20 protein-coding genes are annotated in these 21125 nt (G+C 65.7%); 5 read left to right on the top strand and 15 right to left on the bottom strand.

Annotation, left to right across the window (positions count from 1 at the left end; genetic code table 11):
• Positions 1–9 precede the first annotated feature (9 nt).
• The 4 genes from acs to N6H05_RS09250 all read right to left on the bottom strand — a co-directional run bounded on the left by acs (position 10) and on the right by N6H05_RS09250 (position 6574).
• A complete protein-coding gene (gene acs, locus N6H05_RS09265) occupies positions 10–1968 on the bottom strand; it encodes an acetate--CoA ligase (protein WP_284113593.1) in 1959 nt (652 codons plus the stop codon).
• Positions 1969–1979: 11 nt separating this feature from the next.
• On the bottom strand, positions 1980–4007 hold the full coding sequence (locus N6H05_RS09260; protein ID WP_284113591.1) for a TonB-dependent receptor: 2028 nt from the start codon (positions 4005–4007) through the stop codon (positions 1980–1982).
• A 104-nt stretch (positions 4008–4111) separates the two neighbouring features.
• Positions 4112–5491, bottom strand: a complete 1380-nt coding sequence (locus N6H05_RS09255; RefSeq protein WP_284113590.1) for a porin — start codon at positions 5489–5491, stop codon at positions 4112–4114.
• Positions 5492–5611: 120 nt separating this feature from the next.
• The gene (locus N6H05_RS09250) at positions 5612–6574 is read right to left on the bottom strand and encodes a PQQ-dependent catabolism-associated beta-propeller protein (protein ID WP_284113589.1); all 963 of its coding nucleotides are present in this window, start codon (positions 6572–6574) and stop codon (positions 5612–5614) included.
• Positions 6575–6741: 167 nt separating this feature from the next.
• Here N6H05_RS09250 and pedF point away from each other — a divergent pair, with 167 nt between their 5' ends.
• The 4 genes from pedF to N6H05_RS09230 all read left to right on the top strand — a co-directional run bounded on the left by pedF (position 6742) and on the right by N6H05_RS09230 (position 10670).
• Positions 6742–7170, top strand: a complete 429-nt coding sequence (pedF, locus tag N6H05_RS09245; RefSeq protein WP_004208341.1) for a cytochrome c-550 PedF — start codon at positions 6742–6744, stop codon at positions 7168–7170.
• Between the two features lie 5 nt (positions 7171–7175).
• Entirely contained in the window at positions 7176–8039 is an 864-nt protein-coding gene (locus tag N6H05_RS09240) for a substrate-binding periplasmic protein (RefSeq protein ID WP_284113588.1), read from the top strand.
• Positions 8040–8134: 95 nt separating this feature from the next.
• Positions 8135–9889 (top strand): methanol/ethanol family PQQ-dependent dehydrogenase, encoded by a 1755-nt coding sequence (locus tag N6H05_RS09235; protein WP_284113587.1) that lies wholly within the window; start codon positions 8135–8137, stop codon positions 9887–9889.
• Positions 9890–9902: 13 nt separating this feature from the next.
• Entirely contained in the window at positions 9903–10670 is a 768-nt protein-coding gene (locus N6H05_RS09230) for a response regulator (RefSeq protein WP_284113586.1), read from the top strand.
• Between the two features lie 157 nt (positions 10671–10827).
• Here N6H05_RS09230 and N6H05_RS09225 read toward each other — a convergent pair whose 3' ends face one another.
• Genes N6H05_RS09225 through N6H05_RS09205 form a run of 5 tightly spaced genes read right to left on the bottom strand, consistent with a single transcriptional unit; the run spans position 10828 to position 13589 of the window.
• Positions 10828–11445: a MarC family protein gene (locus N6H05_RS09225; RefSeq protein WP_284113585.1), complete on the bottom strand. Its 618-nt coding sequence runs from the start codon at positions 11443–11445 to the stop codon at positions 10828–10830.
• Positions 11442–12089: a Cif family virulence factor gene (locus tag N6H05_RS09220; protein ID WP_284113584.1), complete on the bottom strand. Its 648-nt coding sequence runs from the start codon at positions 12087–12089 to the stop codon at positions 11442–11444. The genes N6H05_RS09225 and N6H05_RS09220 overlap by 4 nt, the downstream gene beginning before the upstream one ends.
• Positions 12086–12979 carry a bifunctional methylenetetrahydrofolate dehydrogenase/methenyltetrahydrofolate cyclohydrolase FolD gene (gene folD, locus N6H05_RS09215; RefSeq protein ID WP_284113583.1) on the bottom strand — a complete coding sequence of 298 codons (894 nt, stop codon included), beginning with the start codon at positions 12977–12979 and terminating at the stop codon, positions 12086–12088. Before folD ends, N6H05_RS09220 begins: the two co-directional genes overlap by 4 nt.
• The gene (locus N6H05_RS09210; protein ID WP_284113582.1) at positions 12976–13299 is read right to left on the bottom strand and encodes a DUF167 family protein; all 324 of its coding nucleotides are present in this window, start codon (positions 13297–13299) and stop codon (positions 12976–12978) included. Before N6H05_RS09210 ends, folD begins: the two co-directional genes overlap by 4 nt.
• Complete coding sequence (locus tag N6H05_RS09205) at positions 13296–13589, bottom strand: YggT family protein (protein ID WP_004208349.1); 294 nt, start codon at positions 13587–13589, stop codon at positions 13296–13298. Before N6H05_RS09205 ends, N6H05_RS09210 begins: the two co-directional genes overlap by 4 nt.
• 160 nt (positions 13590–13749) lie before the next feature.
• Here N6H05_RS09205 and N6H05_RS09200 point away from each other — a divergent pair, with 160 nt between their 5' ends.
• Positions 13750–14271: a GNAT family N-acetyltransferase gene (locus N6H05_RS09200; RefSeq protein WP_284113580.1), complete on the top strand. Its 522-nt coding sequence runs from the start codon at positions 13750–13752 to the stop codon at positions 14269–14271.
• An 8-nt stretch (positions 14272–14279) separates the two neighbouring features.
• On the opposite strand, the gene argB is transcribed toward N6H05_RS09200, so the two are convergent.
• The 6 genes from argB to N6H05_RS09170 all read right to left on the bottom strand — a co-directional run bounded on the left by argB (position 14280) and on the right by N6H05_RS09170 (position 21045).
• Positions 14280–15197: an acetylglutamate kinase gene (gene argB, locus N6H05_RS09195; RefSeq protein ID WP_037486747.1), complete on the bottom strand. Its 918-nt coding sequence runs from the start codon at positions 15195–15197 to the stop codon at positions 14280–14282.
• 25 nt (positions 15198–15222) lie between these two features.
• On the bottom strand, positions 15223–15855 hold the full coding sequence (locus N6H05_RS09190) for a queuosine precursor transporter (RefSeq protein WP_010338459.1): 633 nt from the start codon (positions 15853–15855) through the stop codon (positions 15223–15225).
• Between the two features lie 66 nt (positions 15856–15921).
• A complete protein-coding gene (locus tag N6H05_RS09185; protein ID WP_284113578.1) occupies positions 15922–18171 on the bottom strand; it encodes a hybrid sensor histidine kinase/response regulator in 2250 nt (749 codons plus the stop codon).
• On the bottom strand, positions 18168–19319 hold the full coding sequence (locus N6H05_RS09180; protein ID WP_284113577.1) for an FIST N-terminal domain-containing protein: 1152 nt from the start codon (positions 19317–19319) through the stop codon (positions 18168–18170). The genes N6H05_RS09185 and N6H05_RS09180 overlap by 4 nt, the downstream gene beginning before the upstream one ends.
• Positions 19320–19361: 42 nt before the next feature.
• Positions 19362–20663: a DUF3422 domain-containing protein gene (locus N6H05_RS09175; protein ID WP_284113576.1), complete on the bottom strand. Its 1302-nt coding sequence runs from the start codon at positions 20661–20663 to the stop codon at positions 19362–19364.
• The gene (locus tag N6H05_RS09170) at positions 20653–21045 is read right to left on the bottom strand and encodes a DUF779 domain-containing protein (protein WP_004208356.1); all 393 of its coding nucleotides are present in this window, start codon (positions 21043–21045) and stop codon (positions 20653–20655) included. The genes N6H05_RS09175 and N6H05_RS09170 overlap by 11 nt, the downstream gene beginning before the upstream one ends.
• Positions 21046–21125 lie beyond the last annotated feature (80 nt).

Here is a 21125-nt window from a genome sequence, read left to right as displayed (position 1 = left end):
ATGCGAAAATCAGGCGGCAACCCCGGCGCGACTGCGCACCAGGTCCGCAACCACGCTCGGGTCGGCCAGCGTACTGACATCGCCCAGCGCCTGGGCCGACACCTCCCCCTCGGCGATCTTGCGCAAGATGCGGCGCATGATCTTGCCCGATCGAGTCTTGGGCAGACCCGGCGCGAACTGGATCACGTCGGGCGTGGCAATCGGCCCGATCTCGCTGCGCACCCATTGGGTCAGGGTTCGGCGCAACTCGTCGCTCGGCTCCTCGCCCACATTCAGCGTGACATAGGCATAGATGCCCTGCCCCTTGATGTCGTGCGGCATGCCGACAACAGCCGCCTCCGCCACGGTCGCATGCAAGACCAGCGCGCTCTCGACCTCGGCCGTGCCCATGCGATGCCCCGACACATTGATGACGTCGTCGACCCGGCCCGTGATCCAGTAATAGCCGTCCTCGTCCCGCCGTGCGCCGTCGCCGGTGGTATATTTGCCGGGGAAAGTGGTGAAATAGGTCTGGAAGAAGCGCTCATGATCATTCCAGACGGTGCGCATCTGGCCGGGCCAGGACCGGGCGATCACCAGATTGCCCTCGCTCGCCCCCTGCTGCACCACGCCATCGCCATCGACGATCTGCGCCTCCACGCCCGGCATGGGGAAGGTCGCGCTGCCGGGCTTGAGGTCAGTAGCGCCCGGCATCGGCGCGATCATCGCGCCGCCGGTCTCGGTCTGCCACCATGTATCGATGATCGGGCAGCGCCCCTCGCCCGCGACGCCATGATACCAGCGCCAGGCCTCCGGGTTGATCGGCTCGCCGACGCTGCCCAGCAATTGGAGCGACGCGCGGCTGGTCTTCGCGACATAATGGTCGCCCTCCTTCATCAGCGCGCGCAGCACGGTCGGCGCGGTGAAAAGGGTGTGGACCTGATGCCGGTCGACCACCTCCCAGATGCGGCTCGGCGTCGGCCAGCTTGGCAGGCCTTCATACATCAGGGTCGTCGCGCCATTAGCCAGCGGGCCATAGACGATATAGCTGTGCCCCGTGACCCAGCCGACATCGGCCGCGCACCACCAGACGTCACCGGGCCGATAGTCGAAGCAGAGCGCATGGGTGAGGCTGGCCCAGAGCAGATAGCCGCCGCTCGAATGGACCACGCCCTTGGGCTTGCCGGTGGAGCCGGAGGTATAGAGCAGGAACAGCGGGTCTTCCGCGTTCATCACCTCGGCCGGGCAATCGGGCGCGACGCCGGCCATCGCCTCGTCATACCAGCTGTCGCGGCCCGGCTGCATCGCCACCGCCCCGCCGGTCGCGCGAACCACCAATACGCGGCGCACGCTGGTACAATGGTCCAGCGCCAGCGCCGCATCGACATTGGCCTTGAGCGGCACCCGCTTGCCGCCACGTCGGCCCTCGTCGGCGGTGACGACGATGCTGGAATCGCAATCGGTGATGCGGCCTGCCAGCGCCTCGGGCGAAAAGCCGCCGAACACGACGCTGTGGATCGCGCCGATCCGCGCACAGGCGAGCAGCGCCACCGCCGCCTCCGGGATCATCGGCATATAGATGGTGATGCGGTCGCCCCGGCGCGCGCCGGCGTCCTTCAGCACATTGGCGAAGCGGCAGACCTCGGCATGGAGTTCGCGATAGGTCAGGCTGCGCGACGCTTCCGCCGGATCATCGGGTTCCCAGAGGATCGCGGTGACATCGCCCCGCTCGGCCAGATGCCGGTCGAGACAATTGGCCGACACGTTAAGCGCGCCGTCGGCGAACCACTGGATGCCGAAATCCGCTTCATCGAAGCTGCTGTCCGACGCGCGGGTCGGCGGCGTGATCCAGTCCAGCCGCTGCGCCTGCTCCAGCCAATAGGCATCGCCGTCATTGAGCGAGCGGCGATAATCGGCAGCGCGCGCCGTCTGGTTCATGCGGGCATGGGCCGCCCAGTCGGCAGGTATCGGAAACAGGTCTTCGGACATGATGGCTCCCTTCATTGGCCGAACCGCACGCCGATCCAGAGCGTCCTGGGTGTGCCCAGGTCGATGGATCCGCCGGCATTGCGGGTGACGACATCCTCGTCGAACAGATTCTCGCCGCGCGCGACCAGGCTGATGCCATGGCCGATCGGCAGCCGGGCGAGGGCGTCGAGCGTCAGCGCATCGGGCAGCACATCGCTCTGCAGATCATCCTCATATTGCTTGGCCGTGTAGCGCAGCGTCGCCGACAGCTCCGGCCCGGCCTTGGGCGCCCAGGCCAGCGTCGCGCTGGCCGAGTGACGCGGCACCTGCGCCGGCGCGAAGCCGTCGAAGGCCATGCCCGGCGCATCGACCCTGCTGTGGCTATAGGCATAGGAAGCGAGCAGCGAGAAATTCGCCGGCAATTGCGCGCTGGCGGTCAGTTCCACGCCCTTGGCCACGATCGCGTTCACATTCTGCCGCTTGCGGGTGTTGGTGGCGATGGTGACATTGGCGATCGCATCGTCGAGCCGGTTGTAGAAGAGCGTGGCAGACAGCTGCACGCCCGATGCCGGGGTCAGATCGATGCCACCTTCCACGCCCTTGAGCTTCTCGGGCTTCAATGCCGCATTGGCCTGGGTGGTGATCGGGAAGACGACGAAGGGGCGATAGAGCTCATTGAGCGTCGGCAAACGGAAGCCGCTATAGGCCGCGCCGCGCAGCGCCACCGCATCGCTGACATGATAGAGCGCGCCTACCCGGCCTGAAAATTCCCAGTCGGATCGGTTGGCGTAGCTGCTGTCCTGCGTCACCAGGCCGGCTGCACTGACCGCCTTGTAGAAGCCATTGCGGATCGACCAGCGATCGGCGCGTATGCCACCGGTCAGGACAAGATTTCCAATCGTCCAGTCATCCTCTGCGAAGATGCCGGACGTGATCTGGTCGCCACCGGCATGGCGGCGCGATGTCAGCGGGTTGCTGGCAAGGCCGGCATTATAGGCATCCTCATACATGTCGCCGGTGGCAAAGCGGGTATCCACGCCGATGCGCAGCACATGCTCCTCGCCGACCGGCGGGCGCAGCTCGATCTTGCCGCCGATCCCGGTCGAGGGGGTGTTACGCTGGTCGAGCGACTTGCGGAAGCTGGTGGAGGAAATGACGATGTTGGAGAAGTTGCGCGCCTGGAGATAGGCGAGCGCATCGACCTGCCAGCGGCCGCGGCTGATATAGCGGATGCTGGCATCCTGGCCCTGGCTCATGCTGTCGGCACCGGCAAAGCGCAGCGTGCGGTTATCCTGGAACAGGGTGCCGCGAAACTGGATTTCCGAGGTCGCGTCGATCGGTGCTACGGCGCGCAGATTGGTCGACCAGCTGTCATAGGCGGCGGGCACGGTGGCGGCAACGCGCTGGTCCTTCGGCGTGGTCTGGAAGCCGTCGCCTCGATCCCAGCGACCGGACAGCGACACGTAACCGCTGCCCAGATCCGGCGCGATGCTGGCGGACAATTCGGTCGCATCCCTGCTGCCATAAAAGGCGCTGGCGCCAAACACCGGCATCTGGTCGCGGGTGGCGCTGGCCAGTTCGATCGTCCCGGCAACCGCGCCGGCCCCGAACGCGCCACTCCCGCCGCCGCGCGTCACCCGCACCAGCGCCAGCCGGTCGGGCACCAAAGCCGAGAAGGGGATATAGCCGAAGAAGGGATCGGCCACCGGCACGCCGTCGAGCAGCACCAGGGTCCGGCTCGACGCATTGCCGCCCAGCGCGCGCAGCGTGGCGCCCTGGTTCGAGGGGTTGGACGCGCGGCTGTCAGAGCGGCGGAACTGCTGGAAACCCGCGACATCGGCCAGCACGCTCTCGATCCGCCCCGATGCCGCATCCTCAAGCCGATCCCGGTCGATCACCACAGAGCCATAGGCCGGCGTCCCCGGCGGCAGGGCGAGGCCCGTGCCGGTGACGATGATCGACGCGGCGGCCATCGCTTCGCCAGCACCATCGGGTGTTTCCGCCTGCGCCGCGAAGGGCGCCATTGCCATGCCGAGCGCGAGCCATTTTGTTCTGCGCATATATCCTCCCCTGCCGCCCCGTCATGCGAAGGGGCGGCATCCCTTCGATAGGATGCCACCCCTTGCCGGAACATTGGCCTTTGGGCCGATGGCCCTTCTTCCGCTCAGAAGAAGAGGATGGCGCCCGCGGCGATCGTGTCGCCCTGCGCCTCATTGCCATTATGCGCCTTGGAGGTGCTGTGGATATATTCGCCGATCAGCGTCACCCAGCTGGTCAGGCCATAACGGCCCTGCCCCACCCAGCTGCTGTTCTTGCGGATCAGCGTCGGGTTGGCGAGCGCATCGGCGGCATTGGCATAATGGAGATTGCTCTCGCCATAGCTGCCGCCGACCGAGAATTTGCCGAAGGTCGCCAGCCCCTGAAGATAGAAGCCGTCGCTGTCGCGCTTGTTGCCGGCGGCATCGGTGTCGAACAGGTTGAGCGCCGTCGTGCCCAGCCCCGAGCCATTATAATAATAGCCGGTGAGGACGAACGGGCCATAGCCGATCTTGGCGCCGGTATCGAAGCCGCTGCCGGTATAGGAAATGCCGTCGACGCGATTATGCCGCTGAGTAATGCCCGACAGCCAGGCGCGGGCCGAGAAGTCGCCAAACTTGCCGTCATAGACGATCTTGCCCTGGAAGCCGGGCGACTTGTTGCTTTCACCCGGTCCCGTCAGAGATTCGAGCGGCTGGAAGACGCCGACCGAGACCTGGAAGCCCGACAGGCTGGGTGAGGTGTACGTGATCTGCGGCTGGAAATCGGTGTAGATATAGCCGATGCCGATGCGGCCGAGCGAGGTGTTGGACGGCGCGACATTGCCGCCGCTCGACCCGACCGATAGCAAAGTGATGTCGTTCAATATGCCTTCCGAGCCGAACAGGCCGATGTCGCGGCCCAGCTTGAATTCGCCCAGGCCGGAACGGCCGATGGTCATGTAGGTCTGGCGGAAATCGATGCCGGCGGTCTGCAGCGCCACCGGCCGGCCGCCGGCATTGGCGCCGCCGCCAACGGAATAATCCGCGCTGTTGATGCCGGGATACATGCCGAAATGGGCGCCGACGTCCCAGCCGCCCTGGTTGGTCGTGACATCAAACTTCAGATAGCCGGGCAACAGGCCGTTGCGGATCGCCGAACTATTGCCGCCGACCGGCACCACGCCGCCGACGACATCGGTATTCGGCCCGGCCGCCTGGCCATTTTCATGGGTGTAGAAACCATTGACCGATCCGGAAATCTTGACCGTGACGTCGCCCACCTCGAAGCCGACGCCGCTGTCGGCGACGCGGACCACGGGCTTGCCATCCGAGGCGGCGGGCGCGGCGGCAGGGGCCGGCGCCGCAGCATCTTCCTTCGCCAGCTGGGCATATTCCTCGTCGGTGAGGATCCCCTTTTCATGCAGCCTTTTCAGCAGTTCGCTCGTCGTCCCGGCGCTCGCCGGCGTTGCCCCTGCGACGAACAGCAACGCCATGGCGGCGCTGCCGAGGAATGTTCCCCGTGCCATCTCATCCTCCCTCTTGTGCGCCGGTCGTGCCGGCTGTCGGGAAGAGTGGGCGGCGGCGATGGCGGCCGAAATTGGACTTTGGTTCTCGTCCTCCTCGCGCGCGCCTCGCTATACTTTTGGTCAGGGCGCGACCGCGATGCCCCACGGCCCGGCGCCGACCGCCACCGTGCCGACGACCTTGCCGGCGGCCAGGTCGATCACCGAGACATTGTCCGAAAGGCCATTGGCGGCATAGGCGCGCGCGCCGTCCGGGCTGATCGCGACATGCCAGACCCGCTTGCCGACCGGCACATAAGCGCGAACCTTGCGGGTGGCGACATCGACCAGCGCGACATGATTGGCACGGCCGAGCGCCACGACCGCCGTCTTGCCGTCCGGCGTGAAACGGATGCCGCAGGGCAATAGCTGATAATCCTGCACGCCGGGAATGGCGAAATGCAGCGTCTCGACGATCTTGCGCGTGGCCGGATCGGCGATCTGCACCGTGCCGCCCATCTCCGCCGCGATCCACAGTTCCTTGCCATCGGTGGTAAATTCCACATGGCGCGGGCGCTGGTCGGTCTCGGTCGCATCGACCATCGTCTTGCTCGCCAAGTCGATCCAGTTGACGACGCCGTCATCCTCCGAAGTCACCACCACCCATTTGCCGTCGGGGCTTTGCGCGACGCCCTCGGGCTCCTTGCCGACATCGACCTGGAAGGCGACCTTGCGGCTGTCGAGGTCGATCGCGGTCAGCGCGGCATTATCCTCATTGGCGACGAACAAGGTCCGGCCATCGCGCGACAGGAAGAATTGCTCGGGATCCTGGCCAGAAGGCAGGTCGGCGACGAGCTTGCCGGTCGCGCGGTCGATCATCTGCACCGCATGATCGTTGCTGGCGCAGAGCAGGATATATTTGCCGTCCTTGGTGAGGGTGATGCCGCGCGGCCGTCCGCCCACCGACCAGGTCGCGACCGCCTGCATCGTGGCGGCATCGATGACGCTGATGCTGTTGCCGCGTTCGTTGGAGACATAGAGCGTCTCGGCCCGGACGGACGGGATCGCCACCGCCAGCGCAAGCCCCGCAATCACGCCCTTCATCATGCCCGCATCCTCTCGTCCTTTTGGCCTGATAGCGGATTAGCCCCCGGCCCGTCGCGGCGGGATTGTACCAATGGCCAATGGGGGCCGTCCCCGCCCTCCCCTACAGTCGTCAGCGACAGGGACGACATGCGGCCAGCACAGGCACGCGGCACAGACGAGGGTTTGGGATGAGGAATTACGGACGGATCGCATTGTTCGGCGCGGCCTGCCTGGCGGGCGCATCGATCACATCGGCACTGATGGCACATGGCAATGTCACGCCGCAGGCGGTCGACACATCGGCCCTGCCCGAAATTGGCGCCGACTGGGTGCAGCATAATCCCTATCGCGGCAATGCCACGGCGGCCAAGATCGGCGAATCCGCCTATGGCCAGAATTGCGCGCGCTGCCACGGGCTGGACGCGGAAAGCGGCGGCATCGCGCCGGACCTGCGCTATCTGGAAGTCGGTGACAGCGGCGATGAATGGTTCATCCAGCGTTACCAGCATGGCTCCAGCCATGACGGCAAGGTCTATATGCCGCCCTTCGGCGACGTGCTGGGACAGAAGGCCGGATGGGCGATCCGCGCCTGGCTCGAAACCAAGCATCAGGAGTGACCGCGATGGATCGCCGCGCCTTCTTGAGTAGCGCGGCGGCCGCCGCGCTGGTTGGCTGTATTTCGGGCGGGCAGGCCGCAAAGGCCGCGCCGCTCGGCAAGGTCATGGAATTGGGTGTCCTTCGGGTCGCAGTCTATAAGGACAACCGTCCCTGGTCCTGGCGCAAGGACGGCAAGCTGACCGGGATCGACGTCGATCTGGCCCAGGCGCTGGCCAAGGGACTGGGCGTACGCGCCGACATTGCCGAACTGGTCGCGGACGAAAGCGCCGACGACGACTTGCGCAACGGCGTTTGGAAAGGCGGCCTGCTGGGCTTCCAGCCGGCCGACATCATGCTGCATGTGCCGTTCGACCGGACTTTCGCCGCACGCAACGATCAGGTCGCCATCATCGCGCCTTATTATCGCGAAAGCTTCCAGTTTGCGGCGGTCAAAGGCGAGATCGACGTCAACGCGCCGCCGACCCAATATCGCGGCAAGCGGCTGGCGGTCGAGATCGATTCCATTCCCGATTTCTACCTGATCGGCACATTCGGCGGCATATTGGCCAGGGATGTCGTCCATTTCCCCGGCGGGACGGAAGCCGTCACCGCGCTGACCGATGGCCGGGCCGATGGCGCGCTCGCCAGCCGGGCGCAGATCGAGGCGGTGCTGCACGACAGCGGCGCCACCAACATCGTCCGCCGCACCAGCCCCCTGCCCGCCTTCACCTCGGCGGGATGGGACATCGGCATGGCGGTGAAGGAGAATAGCCGGAACCTGGGCGATGCGGTCGAGACCATCCTGGCCGACATGACGCAATCGGGCGCACTGAAGGCGATCTTCGAGCGCCATGGCGTCGCCTATGCGCCGGCCGTCGCGGCGGGCTGATCCGGCGACCCAAGGTCCAATTGGCACGGCCGCCGTGCCTCATAAGGTGCTGCATCGACGGCGTTGATCACGCCGGAAAACAAGGGAGGATGACTATGACGGGACGTTTCACGCGTTCGTTCCTGGGGGCAGCCGCGATCGCGCTGGTGGCCGGGACCGCGCCACTGCTGGCGGCCGATACGGCAGGCGGGCCGACCGATGCCGACCTGATGAACGATGCCGCATCGACCGGTGACGTGCTGACCTATGGCATGGGACCGCAGGCGCAGCGTTTCAGCACGCTCAACCAGATCAACACCGACACCGTCAGCAAGCTGGTCCCCGCCTTCGCCTCGTCGCTGGGCGGCGAGAAGCAGCGCGGCCAGGAGGCCCAGCCTCTGGTCTATGACGGCACCATCTATGTCACCGGTTCCTATTCGCGGCTCTATGCCTTCGACTCCCGCACCGGCGAGGAGAAATGGGAATATAATGCCCGCCTGCCCGACGACATCATGCCCTGCTGCGACGTCGTCAATCGTGGCGCCGCGATCCATGGTGACAAGATCATATTCGCCACGCTCGACGCGCGGCTGGTGGCGCTCAATCGCCATACCGGCAAGGTGGTGTGGAACAAGCAGATCGCCGACTACAAGGCCGGCTACAGCGCGACCGCCGCGCCGCTGATCGTCAAGGGCATGGTCATCACCGGCAATTCGGGCGGCGAGTTCGGCATCGTCGGCGCAGTCGAGGCCCGTGACGTCGATACCGGCGAGTTGATCTGGCACCGCCCGGTGATCGAAGGAAACATGGGCACCTTGCGCGGCAAGGATAATGGCATCACCGGCAAGCTCAATGCGACCTGGCAGGGCGATCTCTACAAGACCGGCGGTGGCGCGACCTGGCTGGGTGGCACCTATGACCCGGAAACCAATCTTCTCTATTTCGGCACCGGCAACCCGGCCCCCTGGAACAGCCATTTGCGGCCCGGCGACAATCTCTACACCGCATCGACGCTGGCGATCGATCCCGAAACCGGCGTGATCAAATGGCATTACCAGACCACCCCGCATGACGGCTGGGATTTCGACGGGGTCAACGAGTTCATCCCGTTCGACGCGACGATCAACGGCAAGCCGATGAAGCTGGGCGCCAAGGCGGACCGCAACGGCTATTTCTTCGTGCTGGACCGGACCAACGGCAAGTTCGTCAGCGCCAACCGCTTCGTCATGCAGACGACCTGGGCCAGCGGCTATGACAAGAATGGCAAGCCGATCGTGATCCCGGCCGGTCGCCCCGGTGCGCCGAGCGCGACCGAGAAGGGCAGCACCGTCTTCTCCTCGCCCAGTTTCCTGGGCGGCAAGAACTGGATGCCGATGGCCTATAGCAAGGACACCGGCCTGTTCTACATCCCGTCCAACGACTGGGGCATGGACATCTGGAACGAGCCGATCGCCTACAAGAAGGGCGCCGCCTATCTGGGCGCGGGCTTCACCATCAAGCCGATCGCCGAGGATCATATCGGCGCGCTGCGGGCAATGGACCCCAAGACCGGCAAGATCGTGTGGGAATATAAGAACAAGGCGCCGCTGTGGGGCGGCGTGCTGTCCACCGCCGGCAACCTGGTCTTCACCGGCACGCCCGAAGGCTATCTGAAGGCCTTCGACGCCAAGACCGGCAAGGAATTGTGGAAGTTCCAGACCGGGTCGGGCGTGGTCGGATCGCCGGTCACCTGGGAGCAGGATGGAGAGCAATATGTCGCCGTCATGTCCGGCTGGGGCGGCGCAGTGCCGCTGTGGGGCGGCGAAGTGGCCAAGTCCTTCAAGGACATCAATCAGGGCGGTTCGCTCTGGGTGTTCAAGCTGGCCAAATAAGGAGGCGAGGACGATGATCGTCATGGGGCGCGGACAGAATATGCACGGCGGAAATCGCGGGCAATTTGCCGCGCCCCCGCCTATGATCCATCATCATGGCCAGGGGGCGGACATGCAGGTCGAAGATAATGACGCGATGATGGAAAGGGTGCTGATCGTCGACGATCACCCGCTGGTGCGTGACGGGCTGCGCAGCGTGATCGCGGTCAGTTTCGACGGGTGCGAGATTTTCGAGGCGGCCAGCCTGGAGGAAGCGCTGGCGACGCTGGAGAAACAGTCCAATTTCGACCTGGTGCTGCTCGACCTCAATATCCCCGACGTGAAGCGGCTCGATGGCCTGAAACTGCTGCGCAGTCGCCACCCGATCCTGCCCGTGGTGATGGTGTCGGGCGCGTTCGACCGGGGAATCGTGCGCGAGGCGCTGGGCGCCGGCGCGGCCGGCTTCATCCCCAAGTCGATGAAGCGCAGCGCCATCGTCGATGCGCTGCACCGGGTGGTGTCAGGCGAAATCTACATGCCCGACGCGATCGATGAGGCGCCGCAGGAAAGCGCCGAGGAGGCGGATATCCTGACCCGGATCGGCAGCCTGACGCCGCAGCAGCGGATCGTGCTGACCCATCTGGTCCATGGCCGGCTGAACAAGCAGATCGCCCATGACCTGAGCGTGTCGATGACCACGGTCAAGGCACATGTCTCCGCGATCCTGCAGAAGCTCAACGTCTTCAGCCGGACGCAGGCGGTGATCCTGGCCAACCGGGTCCATTTCGACGGCGACAACTGACCGCGGGAAATAGGAAATCCCGCGCTTAACTTCGCATATTTCCCGCACATTTCGACATTTTGATGCCGATGTTGGAAATCATGTTGCGCTCCCCATCCCTATCGTCCCCTGTTCCCGACTAGCATGGAACAGGGGCTGTAGGACAGGCAGGGACGGGTCAGAAGCTGGCCTTCAGCCCGTCGATCACGAACTGCGCCGCGAGCGCGGCGAGTAGCACGCCGAGCAGGCGGGTAATCACCGCCTCGATCTTGGTGCCCAGGATCGCCATCAGCGGCCCGGCCGCCAGCAAGGCGCCCAGCATCAGCACCAAAGTCACCGCCACCGCGACCAGCACGACCAGCCGGTCGACCATGCCATCGGCGCGCGACATCAGCAGCATGACGGTCGCGATCGAACCCGGCCCGGCGATCATCGGCATCGCCATCGGGAAGACGGAGACATCCTCAACCTCCGGCGTCTCGGCAATCTTCTGCGCCCGGTCCTCGCGCCGCTGGGTGCGCTTTTCGAACACCATGTCCATCGCGATCATGAACAGCATGATGCCGCCGGCAATGCGGAAACTGTCCAGTTCGATGCCCAGCACGCCCAGCAGCTGCTTGCCCCACAGGGCGAACACCAGCAGGATGGCGGCGGCAATGCCGACCCCGCGGATCGCCATCGACCGACGCTGGGCGATGCTCGCCCCGGTGGTCAGGCTGGCATAGATGGGCGCGCAGCCCGGCGGATCGATCACGACGAACAGGGTGACGAAAGCGGATATGAACAATTCCATCATGACGGCGCCCCCACCTTGTCGTCGATCACCACATCATAGCCGGTCCCGTTCCACATGCGGACGGTGACCCGGCGGCTGCCGTCGGCCGCGACATCGGCGGACCAGATCAGGCTGTCATCCTGCGGCACCGGTGGCGCCTCTCCCTTCGCGGGCGGCGGACCTTCGGGCCGCGCGCCGCGCTTGCAGGTCGCAACCTTGCCGGTCAGAAATTCCGGCGCGTCCCGTTCGGTCGCCAGACGATCGCCATGATCGAGGATCCATTGCCAGCGGCCCTTCTTGTCGCGCCGCCACAGCGTGGTGAAATAGCCGACCGATCCGTCGGGCCGTTTCCAGTTGCCGGTGCTGGCGGCGAGCAGGCCATCGCACGAGACATAGACGGTCGAGGGCGACCAGCTGACCGAGGCCGGCGGGTCCGCCTGCGTCTTCAGCCAGTCCTTCGCCACCACCCGCTGCGGCACGAACATCACGGCATCGTCCGCCGCCGTCTCGCGAAAGGCGGTCCATTGTCCCTTTTGCTGGGCCAGCCGATTGAAGGCGATTTCGGCCGCGATCACCGAGCTGGGATCGGGCTGGTAACGCATCGGCGGCTTGGCCGCGACCAGCATCACCAGACTGAGGGCGAGGAGCGCGCCGCGCCCCTTCACAGCCCCTCCGGCTTGGCGAGGCCCGCGCGCGCATGGGCGGCGACCAGCGTGTTGCGCAGCAGCACCGCGATCGTCATCGGGCCGACGCCGCCGGGGACCGGGGTGATGGCGCGGACATGCGACAGCGCTTCGGCCGTGGCGACATCGCCGACGATCCGGCCCTTGCCATCTTCGGTATCGACCACGCGGTTGATGCCGACGTCGATCACCGTCGCGCCCGGCTTGATCCATTCGCCCTTCACCATTTCGGCGCGGCCGACGGCGGCAACCACGATGTCGGCGCGGTGGACGATGCTGGCAATGTCGCGGGTGCGGCTATGGGCGATGGTGACGGTGCAGTTTTCCGCCAGCAGCAGCGCCGCCATCGGCTTGCCAACGATGTTGGAACGACCGACCACGACCGCCTCCATGCCCGACAGGTCGCCCAGTTCATCCTTCAGCAGCATGATGCAGCCCAGCGGCGTGCAGGGCACCAGCGCATCCTGTCCGGTGGCCAGGCGCCCCGTATTGACGACATGGAAGCCATCGACATCCTTGGCCGGGTCGATCGCGGCGATCACCGCCGCTTCATCGATATGCTTGGGCAGCGGCAACTGGACCAGAATGCCGTCGACGCGGTCGTCATGGTTCAGTTCCTCGATCAGGTCGAGCAGGTCATCCTCGCCGATGCTGTCGGGACGCTTGAACTCGAAGCTTTCCATGCCGGCGGCGACCGTCATCTTGCCCTTGTTGCGGACATAGACGCTGCTCGCGGGATCTTCGCCCACCAGCACCACGGCCAGGCCCGGCTTGCGGCCCGTCTGTTCCACGAAGGCGGCGACGCCATCGGCCACCTTGTTCCGCAGTCCGGCCGCAAAAGCCTTGCCGTCGATAATCTTGCCGATCGTCATGTCGCGTCTATCCATGTCTCGATGATGGCGGTCAGCCGGTCCAACGCCTGCGCCCCGCCCTGTATCCGCAATCGCTTTAGCCGGTTGGTATCACCCGATTCCAGCAAAATCGCGCCCTTGGGCCAATCCAGCCGCTTGGCCAGCAGCGCGATCAGCGCCGCATTGGCCTTTCCCTTTTCCGGCACGGCGCGCACGCGGGCGGACAGCCAGTGCGCGCCATGTTCGTCGATCCAGCGCCCGCCGACATCCTCGCGCGTGGCGCCGGGCGTCAGGCGGACCGCCAGAATGAGGTCATCCCCGTCCCGGCGCCACCCGGTCACATCAGGCTGGAAAAGAGCGGCGGCAGGATCGCCTGGCGGATGATGAGAATGCCCAGCAGGACGACCATCGGCGTCAGGTCGAGCGCGCCGAGGTCGGGCATGACCCGGCGGATCGGATTATAGATGGGCGCGGTCATCCGATCGAGCGCCACCATCACGGTGCGCACGAAATCGCTGCCCATGTTGACGACGTTGAAGGCGATCAGCCAGCTCATGACGGCCTGGATGATGATGATCCACCACAGCACGTCGAGCAGGATGACGATGGTCTGATAGAGGGCGTAGGCCATGCGGTCTCCGAAAGAGCGGTTGGCGCTCGCTCTAGCCGAGGCATGGGGCCGGCCACAAGTCGAGACAGTCCCTTATTCCACCAAAGGACGCCATAGTTCTGCAAAAGCCGGTTCGGCAGGAAGGGCTAGCGGGACCAGCCAGTCGCGCTATAGCTGGGTCATGGATTTTCGTGATGCCTCCCCCGCCGACGCCCCGCTGATCGCCGCCATGCATGTGGAAAGCTGGCGCATCGCCTATGCCCATATCATGGACCCGGCCTATCTGGCGGGCGGGATCGAGGCCGAGCGGCTCGCAACATGGACACAGCGGCTCGAACATCCGGCGCCGGGCCAGCGCATCATCATCGCCGAACGGGACGGGCAGCCGATGGGCTTCACCTGCATAATCGGCGGGGCCGATGATCGCTGGGGCACGCTGGTCGACAATCTCCACGCCCTGCCCGCCGCGCGCGGCACTGGACTTGGCACCGCATTGCTGGCGCGCGGCGCGCAATGGGCGATCGAGGGCTGGCCGCAGACCGGCCTGTTCCTGTGGTGCTACAGCGACAATCAGGCCGCGCGCGGCTTCTATGCCTCGCGCGGCGGGGTCGAGGTCGAGGATTGGGACAAGCCCGGCCCGGACGGCCGGACCCTGCCGGAAAAGCGTATATATTGGGCCAATCCGACGATCCTGCTCCGGTAAATCCGGGCTTATTTGCGGATCAGCGTGCCTGCGCCGCGATCGGTGAAGATTTCCAGCAGCATGGCGTGCGGCACCCGGCCGTCGAGGATGACGGCAGCATCGACGCCGCTCTCGACCGCCTTGACGCAGGTTTCCAGCTTCGGGATCATGCCGCCGGTGATGGTGCCGTCAACCTGCAGCGCATGGATCGCCGCCGGATCGAGATCGGTCAACAATTCCTTGTCCTTGTTCAGCACGCCCGGCACGTCAGTCAGCAGGAAGAAGCGCGACGCCTGAAGCTCGGCGGCGATCGCCCCGGCCATGGTGTCGGCGTTGACATTATAGGTATGGCCATCGGCGCCGATGCCCACGGGCGCGACCACCGGGATGATGCCGTCCTGGGTCAGCGTGTCGAGGATGCGACGATCGACCGAGACCGGATCGCCGACAAAGCCCAGGTCGACATGGCGTTCGATGCCCGAATTGGGATCGGGCGCGCGGCTGTGACCGACCTTCTCGCACAGGACGAGGCCTCCATCCTTGCCCGAAATGCCGACCGCGCGGCCGCCCGCGCCGCTGATCCAGCCGACGATTTCCTTGTTGATGGACCCGGCCAGCACCATTTCGGCGATCTGGGCGGTTTCCTTGTCGGTGACGCGCAGGCCGTTCACGAAGTGCGATTCGACGCCCAGCTTCTTGAGCATCGCGCCGATCTGCGGCCCGCCGCCATGGACGACGACGACATTGATGCCGACCGCCTTCATCAGGACAACGTCCTCGGCGAAGTCGCGTGCAGCCTCCGGATCGCCCATGGCGTGACCGCCATATTTCACGACGAAGGTCTTGCCCGCATAGCGCTGCATATAGGGCAGCGCCTCGACAAGGGTTTCGGCCTTCGCGAGGAGCGCGGGATCGGGGGCGTAGTTGCTGGTCATGCGCGCGCGCATAAGCCCATATGCGCGCTACGGCAAGTTATCGATCGAGGCGACGGCCCAATGCGACCGCTGCGGAGATGAGCGGCGGCACCAGGATGATCGACAGCAGCACCTTGGTAATCATCTGCCCGACCATCAGGTCCATGATCGGCCGCTCGCCATAGAAGGAGATGGTGATGAACAGCAAAGTGTCGACAATCTGCGACACGACGCTGGCCACCATGCCGCGCAGCCAGACCAGGCGGCCCTCGCCCCCGGCCAGGCGCGAGAAGATGAAGACGTTGAGCGTCTGCGACGTGCCATAGGAAATGAGGCCCGCCAGCATCATCCGCGATCCCTGTCCCACGACGATCGGAAAGGCATCGACGGCGGGCGGATACATGCCCGGATCATGCGGCAGGGCGATGACGATATGAATGAGCGCGGCCGACACGAGCAGCGGCACGAAGCCCAGGCGCACCAGCGCGGTAGCGGTCTTTTGCCCGTGCAGTTCCGACACGGCGCTGGAAATTATGACCAGCAGCAGGAAGGCGAAGATGCCGGCCTCCACCGCGAGCGGCCCCAGGGCGACCTGTTTCACCCCCAGTACGCCGGCCATGCAGACCATGCCGCCATAGAGGATGGAAAAGACGAAGAGGGAGCGGGTCAGCGGCGCGGGCGATGAAGTCATCGCCAGCCCTTACCGGGATTCTGCGTGCGGGGGAAGATGGCGCGGTACACCCTGCCCCGTCCCCTTTCATGCCAGCATGGTCCGCAGCAGCGCGCGCAACTGGGCGGGCTTTACCGGCTTGTTGAGCAGGGGGATGTTGGCGGCGGCGAGCTGGGTCTTGAGCGGCTCGCCGCGATCGGCCGAGATCATGACAGCGGGTATGCGGGCACCCAAATGATCGTGCAGGCGGGTGATGACCATGTCGCCGGTTTCCCCGTCCTTGAGATGATAGTCGACCAGGATGATGTCGGGCCGGCGGCCATCGGCGAACAGCGCGGCCGCCTGGTCATAGCCGTCGGCGGTGACGACGCTGCATCCCCAGCCGGTGAGCAGGGTGCGCATGCCCGACTGGATCTGCTTTTCATTGTCGACCACCAGCACCGACAGGTCGCGCATCGACCGGTCGCGGGTCGGCTGGCCGGTGTCGCCATCCTCCTCGCGCTGGGGCTGGCCGATGGGCAGGGCGATGGCGAAGGTCGCCCCCTGCCCCGGCTGCGAGCGCAAGGTGATGGGGTGGCCGAGCATGTCGCTGGCCCGCTTGACGATGGCGAGGCCCAGCCCCTTGCCCTGGCTGCGGGTGTCGAGCCGGCGAAATTCCTCGAAGATCAGCGCCTGTTGCTCGGGCGCGATGCCGGGACCGCTGTCGGTCACGCTGATTTCCACCCGGTCGTCATGCTGGATGCAGGCGACCGAGACCGTCCCGCGCGGCGTGTAGCGGATGGCGTTGGAGATGAAATTCTGGAGGATGCGGCGCAGCAGGCGCAGGTCGGTCTCGACCCAGAGCGGCTGCGCCTCGATCCTGAAGGCAAGGCCAGCCGATCGGGCCATGGGGGCAAATTCGACATTCAGCGTCTGGAGCAGCCGATCGATGCGGAACGGGCCGATTTCCGGCTGGATCGCACCGGCGTCGAGGCGCGAAATTTCCAGCAGCGCCTCCAGCAGATCCTCAACCGAGTCGAGCGCGGTCGAGGTCTGGTTGACCAGCGCGCGGGTCGGCAGCGCCAGCCGCCGGTCGCCCAGCGCCGCGACGAACAGCCGCGCCGCATTGAGCGGCTGGAGCAGGTCATGGCTGGCGGCGGCAAGGAAGCGAGTCTTGGACAGGTTCGCCTTTTCCGCGACGATCTTGGCATCGATCAGCGCTGCCTCGATCGCCCGGCGCTCGGCCACTTCGCCTTCCAGCTTGCGGTTGAGGTCTACCAGTTCGCCGGTGCGTTCCGACACGCGCCGTTCCAGCGTCTCGGCCGTTTCCTGAAGGCTGACCTGGGCGCGCAACATGTCGGTGACGTCGGTAAATCCGAACACCTGGCCGCCATCGGCCATGGCGTTGCTGCGCAATTCGAAATGCCGTTCCCCGGCGATGCAGAGGCAGACCATCGCCTGCTGATCCGCGCCGCCGCCGCGCCAGTCGAGACAGCCCTGATCGTCCATCGCCAGCGTCTCGCGGCACCAGCGCAACAAATCGACATGACTGCCGAGCGCGCCAGCGAAATTTTCCGGCAGGGCGAGCAGCCGGCGCAGCGCGTCGTTCCAGGCGGCCAGTTGCCCACTGCCGTCGAACACGCAGACGCCCTCCGACAGATTGTCGAGCGTCGATTGCAGCACGACATTGCGTTCGGCCAGTTCGCGGGCACGGGCGCGGGCATCCTCTGCCTTCGCCTCGGTAATGTCGGTATAGATGCCGACGATGCCGCCTTCGCTGGTGCGCAGTTCGTTGATCTGTATCCAGCGGCCATCGGCCAGCCGCTGCACCTGGCCACCATCGGCGATGCCGTGCTTGGCCAGGCGATCCGACACCCAGCGATCTGGCGCGACCTGAGCCCCGGCCGGCCCCTGGCTGTGCGCGGCAATGCGGGCGATGTCGTGGAAGGTCAGATTCTGGTCCAGCCGCTCGGCGACCTGCGGCCAGAAGCCGAGATAGGCTTCATTATAGAGGATCAGCCGGTCTTCGGCATCGAACAGCACGAAACCTTCGTTGATCGATTCGATCGCATCGCGCAGGCGCACCTGCGCGGCGTCGGCATCGGCATGCGCCTCGGCCAGATCGGCATTGGCCTTGGCGAGGCGGCCGAGCGCATCCTCCAGCTGGAGCGTCCGGTCGCGCACCTTGGCTTCAAGCGAGATGGCGGTTTCGAACATGGAAAAGGCGTTGGCCGACATGTCGGTCGAACGTTCCACCCGGTCCATCAGCGCGCCGTTGATCTTGCGCAGCTTGCGCACCTCCTCGCGCAGGGCATCCAGCTCCGCGTCGGTTTCAAGGGCGGTGCGCAGCTCGCTCATCGGCCGATCGCCAATCCGCTGAAAGTCTGGTTGACGTGCAACGCATGATATTGCTCGCCATAGGTGTTGAAGCCGATGACCCGGTTGCCGGCATAAAGGGCGGAAACATCGCGCGAAATCTGGCGCTGCTCGGCATCGATGCGGTTGAGCACGCAGTCGAAGGCGATGATCCGGTCCACCTCGCCCACGCGGGCGTGCAGGTCGGAAAAGAGCTGGCGCATGCCGGCGATCCGATCCACCGGCTCGCCGATATTGAGCACGATCCCCTCGTCGATCGCGCAATAGAAGGTCAGGCTGCCGTCGGCATTGGCGCTCTGGATCGAGCGGACATGATATTCGCCGCCGGCCCGGACCATCGGCGGATGCGCCGCGAAAAATTCCATCCCCAGCTCCTCGCCGGCATGGCCGGCCAGACGCAGATATTCAGCCGCGGCCGGCTCTGCATTGATCTCGGTCACGATGCGTTCGTGCGGGATCGCGCCGGTAATCACCATCTTGGCCGCGCCGGGCTGATAATGCTGCGCTTTGAAGACGTGCATCGGCCGGGTCGAGGAGAGGATCGCCACCACGGCTGCACGGGCATGGAAGCGGCCGCCATCGAAGATCGCGGTCTGGCGGAAGGCGAGATCGTCGCCGGACGATCCGCCGATCAGCGGAATGTCGCCCAGCGCATCCTGGATCGTCATGGTCAGCAATTCCTCCCGGTGCGAGAGGCCGTCGACCAGGAACAGCGCGACATGATTGACCAGCCCACCCAGCCGGCGGCTGTCGCGGCCCGCTTGCGCCGCCAGCGCCCGCACGATTTCGCGCGCGGCGACGGGATCGAAATTGTCGATGTCGTCGAAGCAGTGGGAGGTCATGCAGAAATCGGCCGCAGGAAAGCCGATCACGGTCAGGCTGTCATGATCATAGCCTGCATCGGTCAGTTCGCCCGAGCTGGTGCAGCCGATCACGGTGGTGCATTCGCTGTGCAGGTTGATCGCCCGCGCCAGGCTGTCCCGGTCATAATGCTGGGAACAGAAGATCACGGCGCCGGCGAGCGGCTCCGTGCCAAGTTGGTCCACCAGATCCGCCATCGCCTCGAACGGATCATCGGCATGGGAGGACGCAAATCCTATCCCTGCCCTTACCCCTGCGCCTGTCGCCATTGTCTCTCCCCATCGCCCATTTTCTTATGCTTTGGGGCATTATCATGTAGCGGGTTCCACCGGCCTGTCACGCGAAACAAGCCGGCTTTTGGCGCCGTGGATCAGGTGGAAGACCAGCAATGCGACGAATGGCATGGCAAGCCCCAGCAGCAGCGTCGCGGACAGGCGCGGCCAGTGCTTTTCCACGGCCTTGAGCGGATAGGAGAGCAGGCCCAGCGCATAATAGCTGACGGCCACCGTCGACAGCCCCTCGACCAGTTGCTGAAGCTGGAGCTGCATCCGCGCGCTGCGGTCCATCGAGGCGAGCAGGCGACCATTCTGGTTTTCGATATGGGTTTCGATCCGGGTGCGCAGCAGGGCGGTGAACTGCGCCGCGCGGCCGTTGAGCAGCGCCAGCCGATCGGTCAGCGCCGCGCAGGTGCGCACGGCGGGCCAGAGCCGCCTTTCGGTGAAGTCGGCGAGCGAGCGATGGCCGGCGATCGGCACGACATCCAGTTCGGCGAGGCGACTGGCGACGATCCGGCCATAGGCGGCGGTCGCGCTCATCCGATAGGCGCAGCCGCTGTCGATCGACAATATGTCGGCGGACAACTGGATCAGTCGCCCCAGCAGCACATCGTCGCGCACCTCGCCGGCGGCCAGCGCCCGGCCGACCTGCTCCAGCGCCTGTTCCAGCCAGTCGAGATCGGCCCAGGCCGTGCGCGCGGGCGGCAGGCCAAGCAGCGCCAGATTGCGATAATTACCCAGTTCCTGCAGCCGCTGGACGCAGCGGGCAAGATCGCCGGGCAGTAGGCCATTGGCCGCCACCACCATCCGGCCATAGCCATCATCATGGATGCGGAAATCGGTCCAGATGCGCGCGCCGCCACCGACATGACAGGTGACGAGTTGGCCCGCCGGGAACCCGGCACTGGCCACCAGCTCTGCAGCGGCGGCCTCATCCGCGACGATCGCCAGCCGCACGGCGCGGATCACCGCACCCGGCAGATATTCGGCCCAGGCGATCGCGGCACGGGCGTCGGCCGCGTCGGGAAAATCCCAGCCGACCGGGTCGCTGCCGCTGCGCACCAGGGTGACCGTGCTGGCCTCGCTATGCTGTTCCCAGTGAAGATGGATATCGGCGCCCAGCCGGGTCTCGCGATGGCGGCTGTCATGCCCCGGACGCAGATCGCCCGGCATGGCGGGCAAGGCCGCCAGTTCCGCCGTGCGCGCGCCCGCATCGAGCAGGCGGACAAGCTGGATCATCCGTGCCGGGACCGTCAGCGCGGGCTCGCGGCGCAACTGCATCTCGCCCACCACCTGCGGACGCAGCGCATGTTCGATGAAGCGCCGCTCAGCCACCACGCGCCGGCTCTCCAGCGGCTTCCAGCAGATCCGCCTCCGCATCGGTGAAGACGCGCGAGCGGACGATAAAGCGCTGCCCCTCCGGGCTTTCGAGCGACATGCCGGCGCCCCGCCCCGGCACCACGTCGATCGTCACCTGGGTATGGCGCCAATATTCGAACTGGGCCGCGCCGATCCACACCGGCACATCGCCCGCGACATGGCCCAGCAGCACATCCTGCGGGCCGACCCTGAACTCGCCGCGCGGGAAGCACATCGGCGCCGAACCGTCGCAGCAGCCGCCAGACTGGTGGAACATCAGCGGGCCATGCTGGTCGGTCAGGCGCGCGATCAGCGCGTCGGCCGCGGGCGTGGCGAGAATGCGGGCAGGACAATCGGCCATCGATCCGATCCTTCAGAACCAAAACCGCCAAAGGCAAAACTGGCAGAAGCAAAGCTGGCGGGCATCCGGGGGAGGATGCC

It is taken from the genome of Sphingobium sp. WTD-1 (genome assembly GCF_030128825.1).
GTDB lineage: Bacteria > Pseudomonadota > Alphaproteobacteria > Sphingomonadales > Sphingomonadaceae > Sphingobium.
Note: the sequence above shows the minus strand (reverse complement) of the source record. Positions and strands in the feature narration are given on the sequence as shown.

Bases quoted from the DNA above. Each gene is read 5' to 3' on its own strand.
- acs (WP_284113593.1), bottom strand. From the start codon at position 1,968: ATGTCCGAAGACCTGTTTCCGATACCTGCCGACTGGGCGGCCCATGCC.
- N6H05_RS09260 (WP_284113591.1), bottom strand. From the start codon at position 4,007: ATGCGCAGAACAAAATGGCTCGCGCTCGGCATGGCAATGGCGCCCTTC.
- N6H05_RS09255 (WP_284113590.1), bottom strand. From the start codon at position 5,491: ATGGCACGGGGAACATTCCTCGGCAGCGCCGCCATGGCGTTGCTGTTC.
- N6H05_RS09250 (WP_284113589.1), bottom strand. From the start codon at position 6,574: ATGATGAAGGGCGTGATTGCGGGGCTTGCGCTGGCGGTGGCGATCCCG.
- pedF (WP_004208341.1), top strand. From the start codon at position 6,742: ATGAGGAATTACGGACGGATCGCATTGTTCGGCGCGGCCTGCCTGGCG.
- N6H05_RS09240 (WP_284113588.1), top strand. From the start codon at position 7,176: ATGGATCGCCGCGCCTTCTTGAGTAGCGCGGCGGCCGCCGCGCTGGTT.
- N6H05_RS09235 (WP_284113587.1), top strand. From the start codon at position 8,135: ATGACGGGACGTTTCACGCGTTCGTTCCTGGGGGCAGCCGCGATCGCG.
- N6H05_RS09230 (WP_284113586.1), top strand. From the start codon at position 9,903: ATGATCGTCATGGGGCGCGGACAGAATATGCACGGCGGAAATCGCGGG.
- N6H05_RS09225 (WP_284113585.1), bottom strand. From the start codon at position 11,445: ATGATGGAATTGTTCATATCCGCTTTCGTCACCCTGTTCGTCGTGATC.
- folD (WP_284113583.1), bottom strand. From the start codon at position 12,979: ATGACGATCGGCAAGATTATCGACGGCAAGGCTTTTGCGGCCGGACTG.
- N6H05_RS09205 (WP_004208349.1), bottom strand. From the start codon at position 13,589: ATGGCCTACGCCCTCTATCAGACCATCGTCATCCTGCTCGACGTGCTG.
- N6H05_RS09200 (WP_284113580.1), top strand. From the start codon at position 13,750: ATGGATTTTCGTGATGCCTCCCCCGCCGACGCCCCGCTGATCGCCGCC.
- argB (WP_037486747.1), bottom strand. From the start codon at position 15,197: ATGCGCGCGCGCATGACCAGCAACTACGCCCCCGATCCCGCGCTCCTC.
- N6H05_RS09190 (WP_010338459.1), bottom strand. From the start codon at position 15,855: ATGACTTCATCGCCCGCGCCGCTGACCCGCTCCCTCTTCGTCTTTTCC.
- N6H05_RS09185 (WP_284113578.1), bottom strand. From the start codon at position 18,171: ATGAGCGAGCTGCGCACCGCCCTTGAAACCGACGCGGAGCTGGATGCC.
- N6H05_RS09180 (WP_284113577.1), bottom strand. From the start codon at position 19,319: ATGGCGACAGGCGCAGGGGTAAGGGCAGGGATAGGATTTGCGTCCTCC.
- N6H05_RS09170 (WP_004208356.1), bottom strand. From the start codon at position 21,045: ATGGCCGATTGTCCTGCCCGCATTCTCGCCACGCCCGCGGCCGACGCG.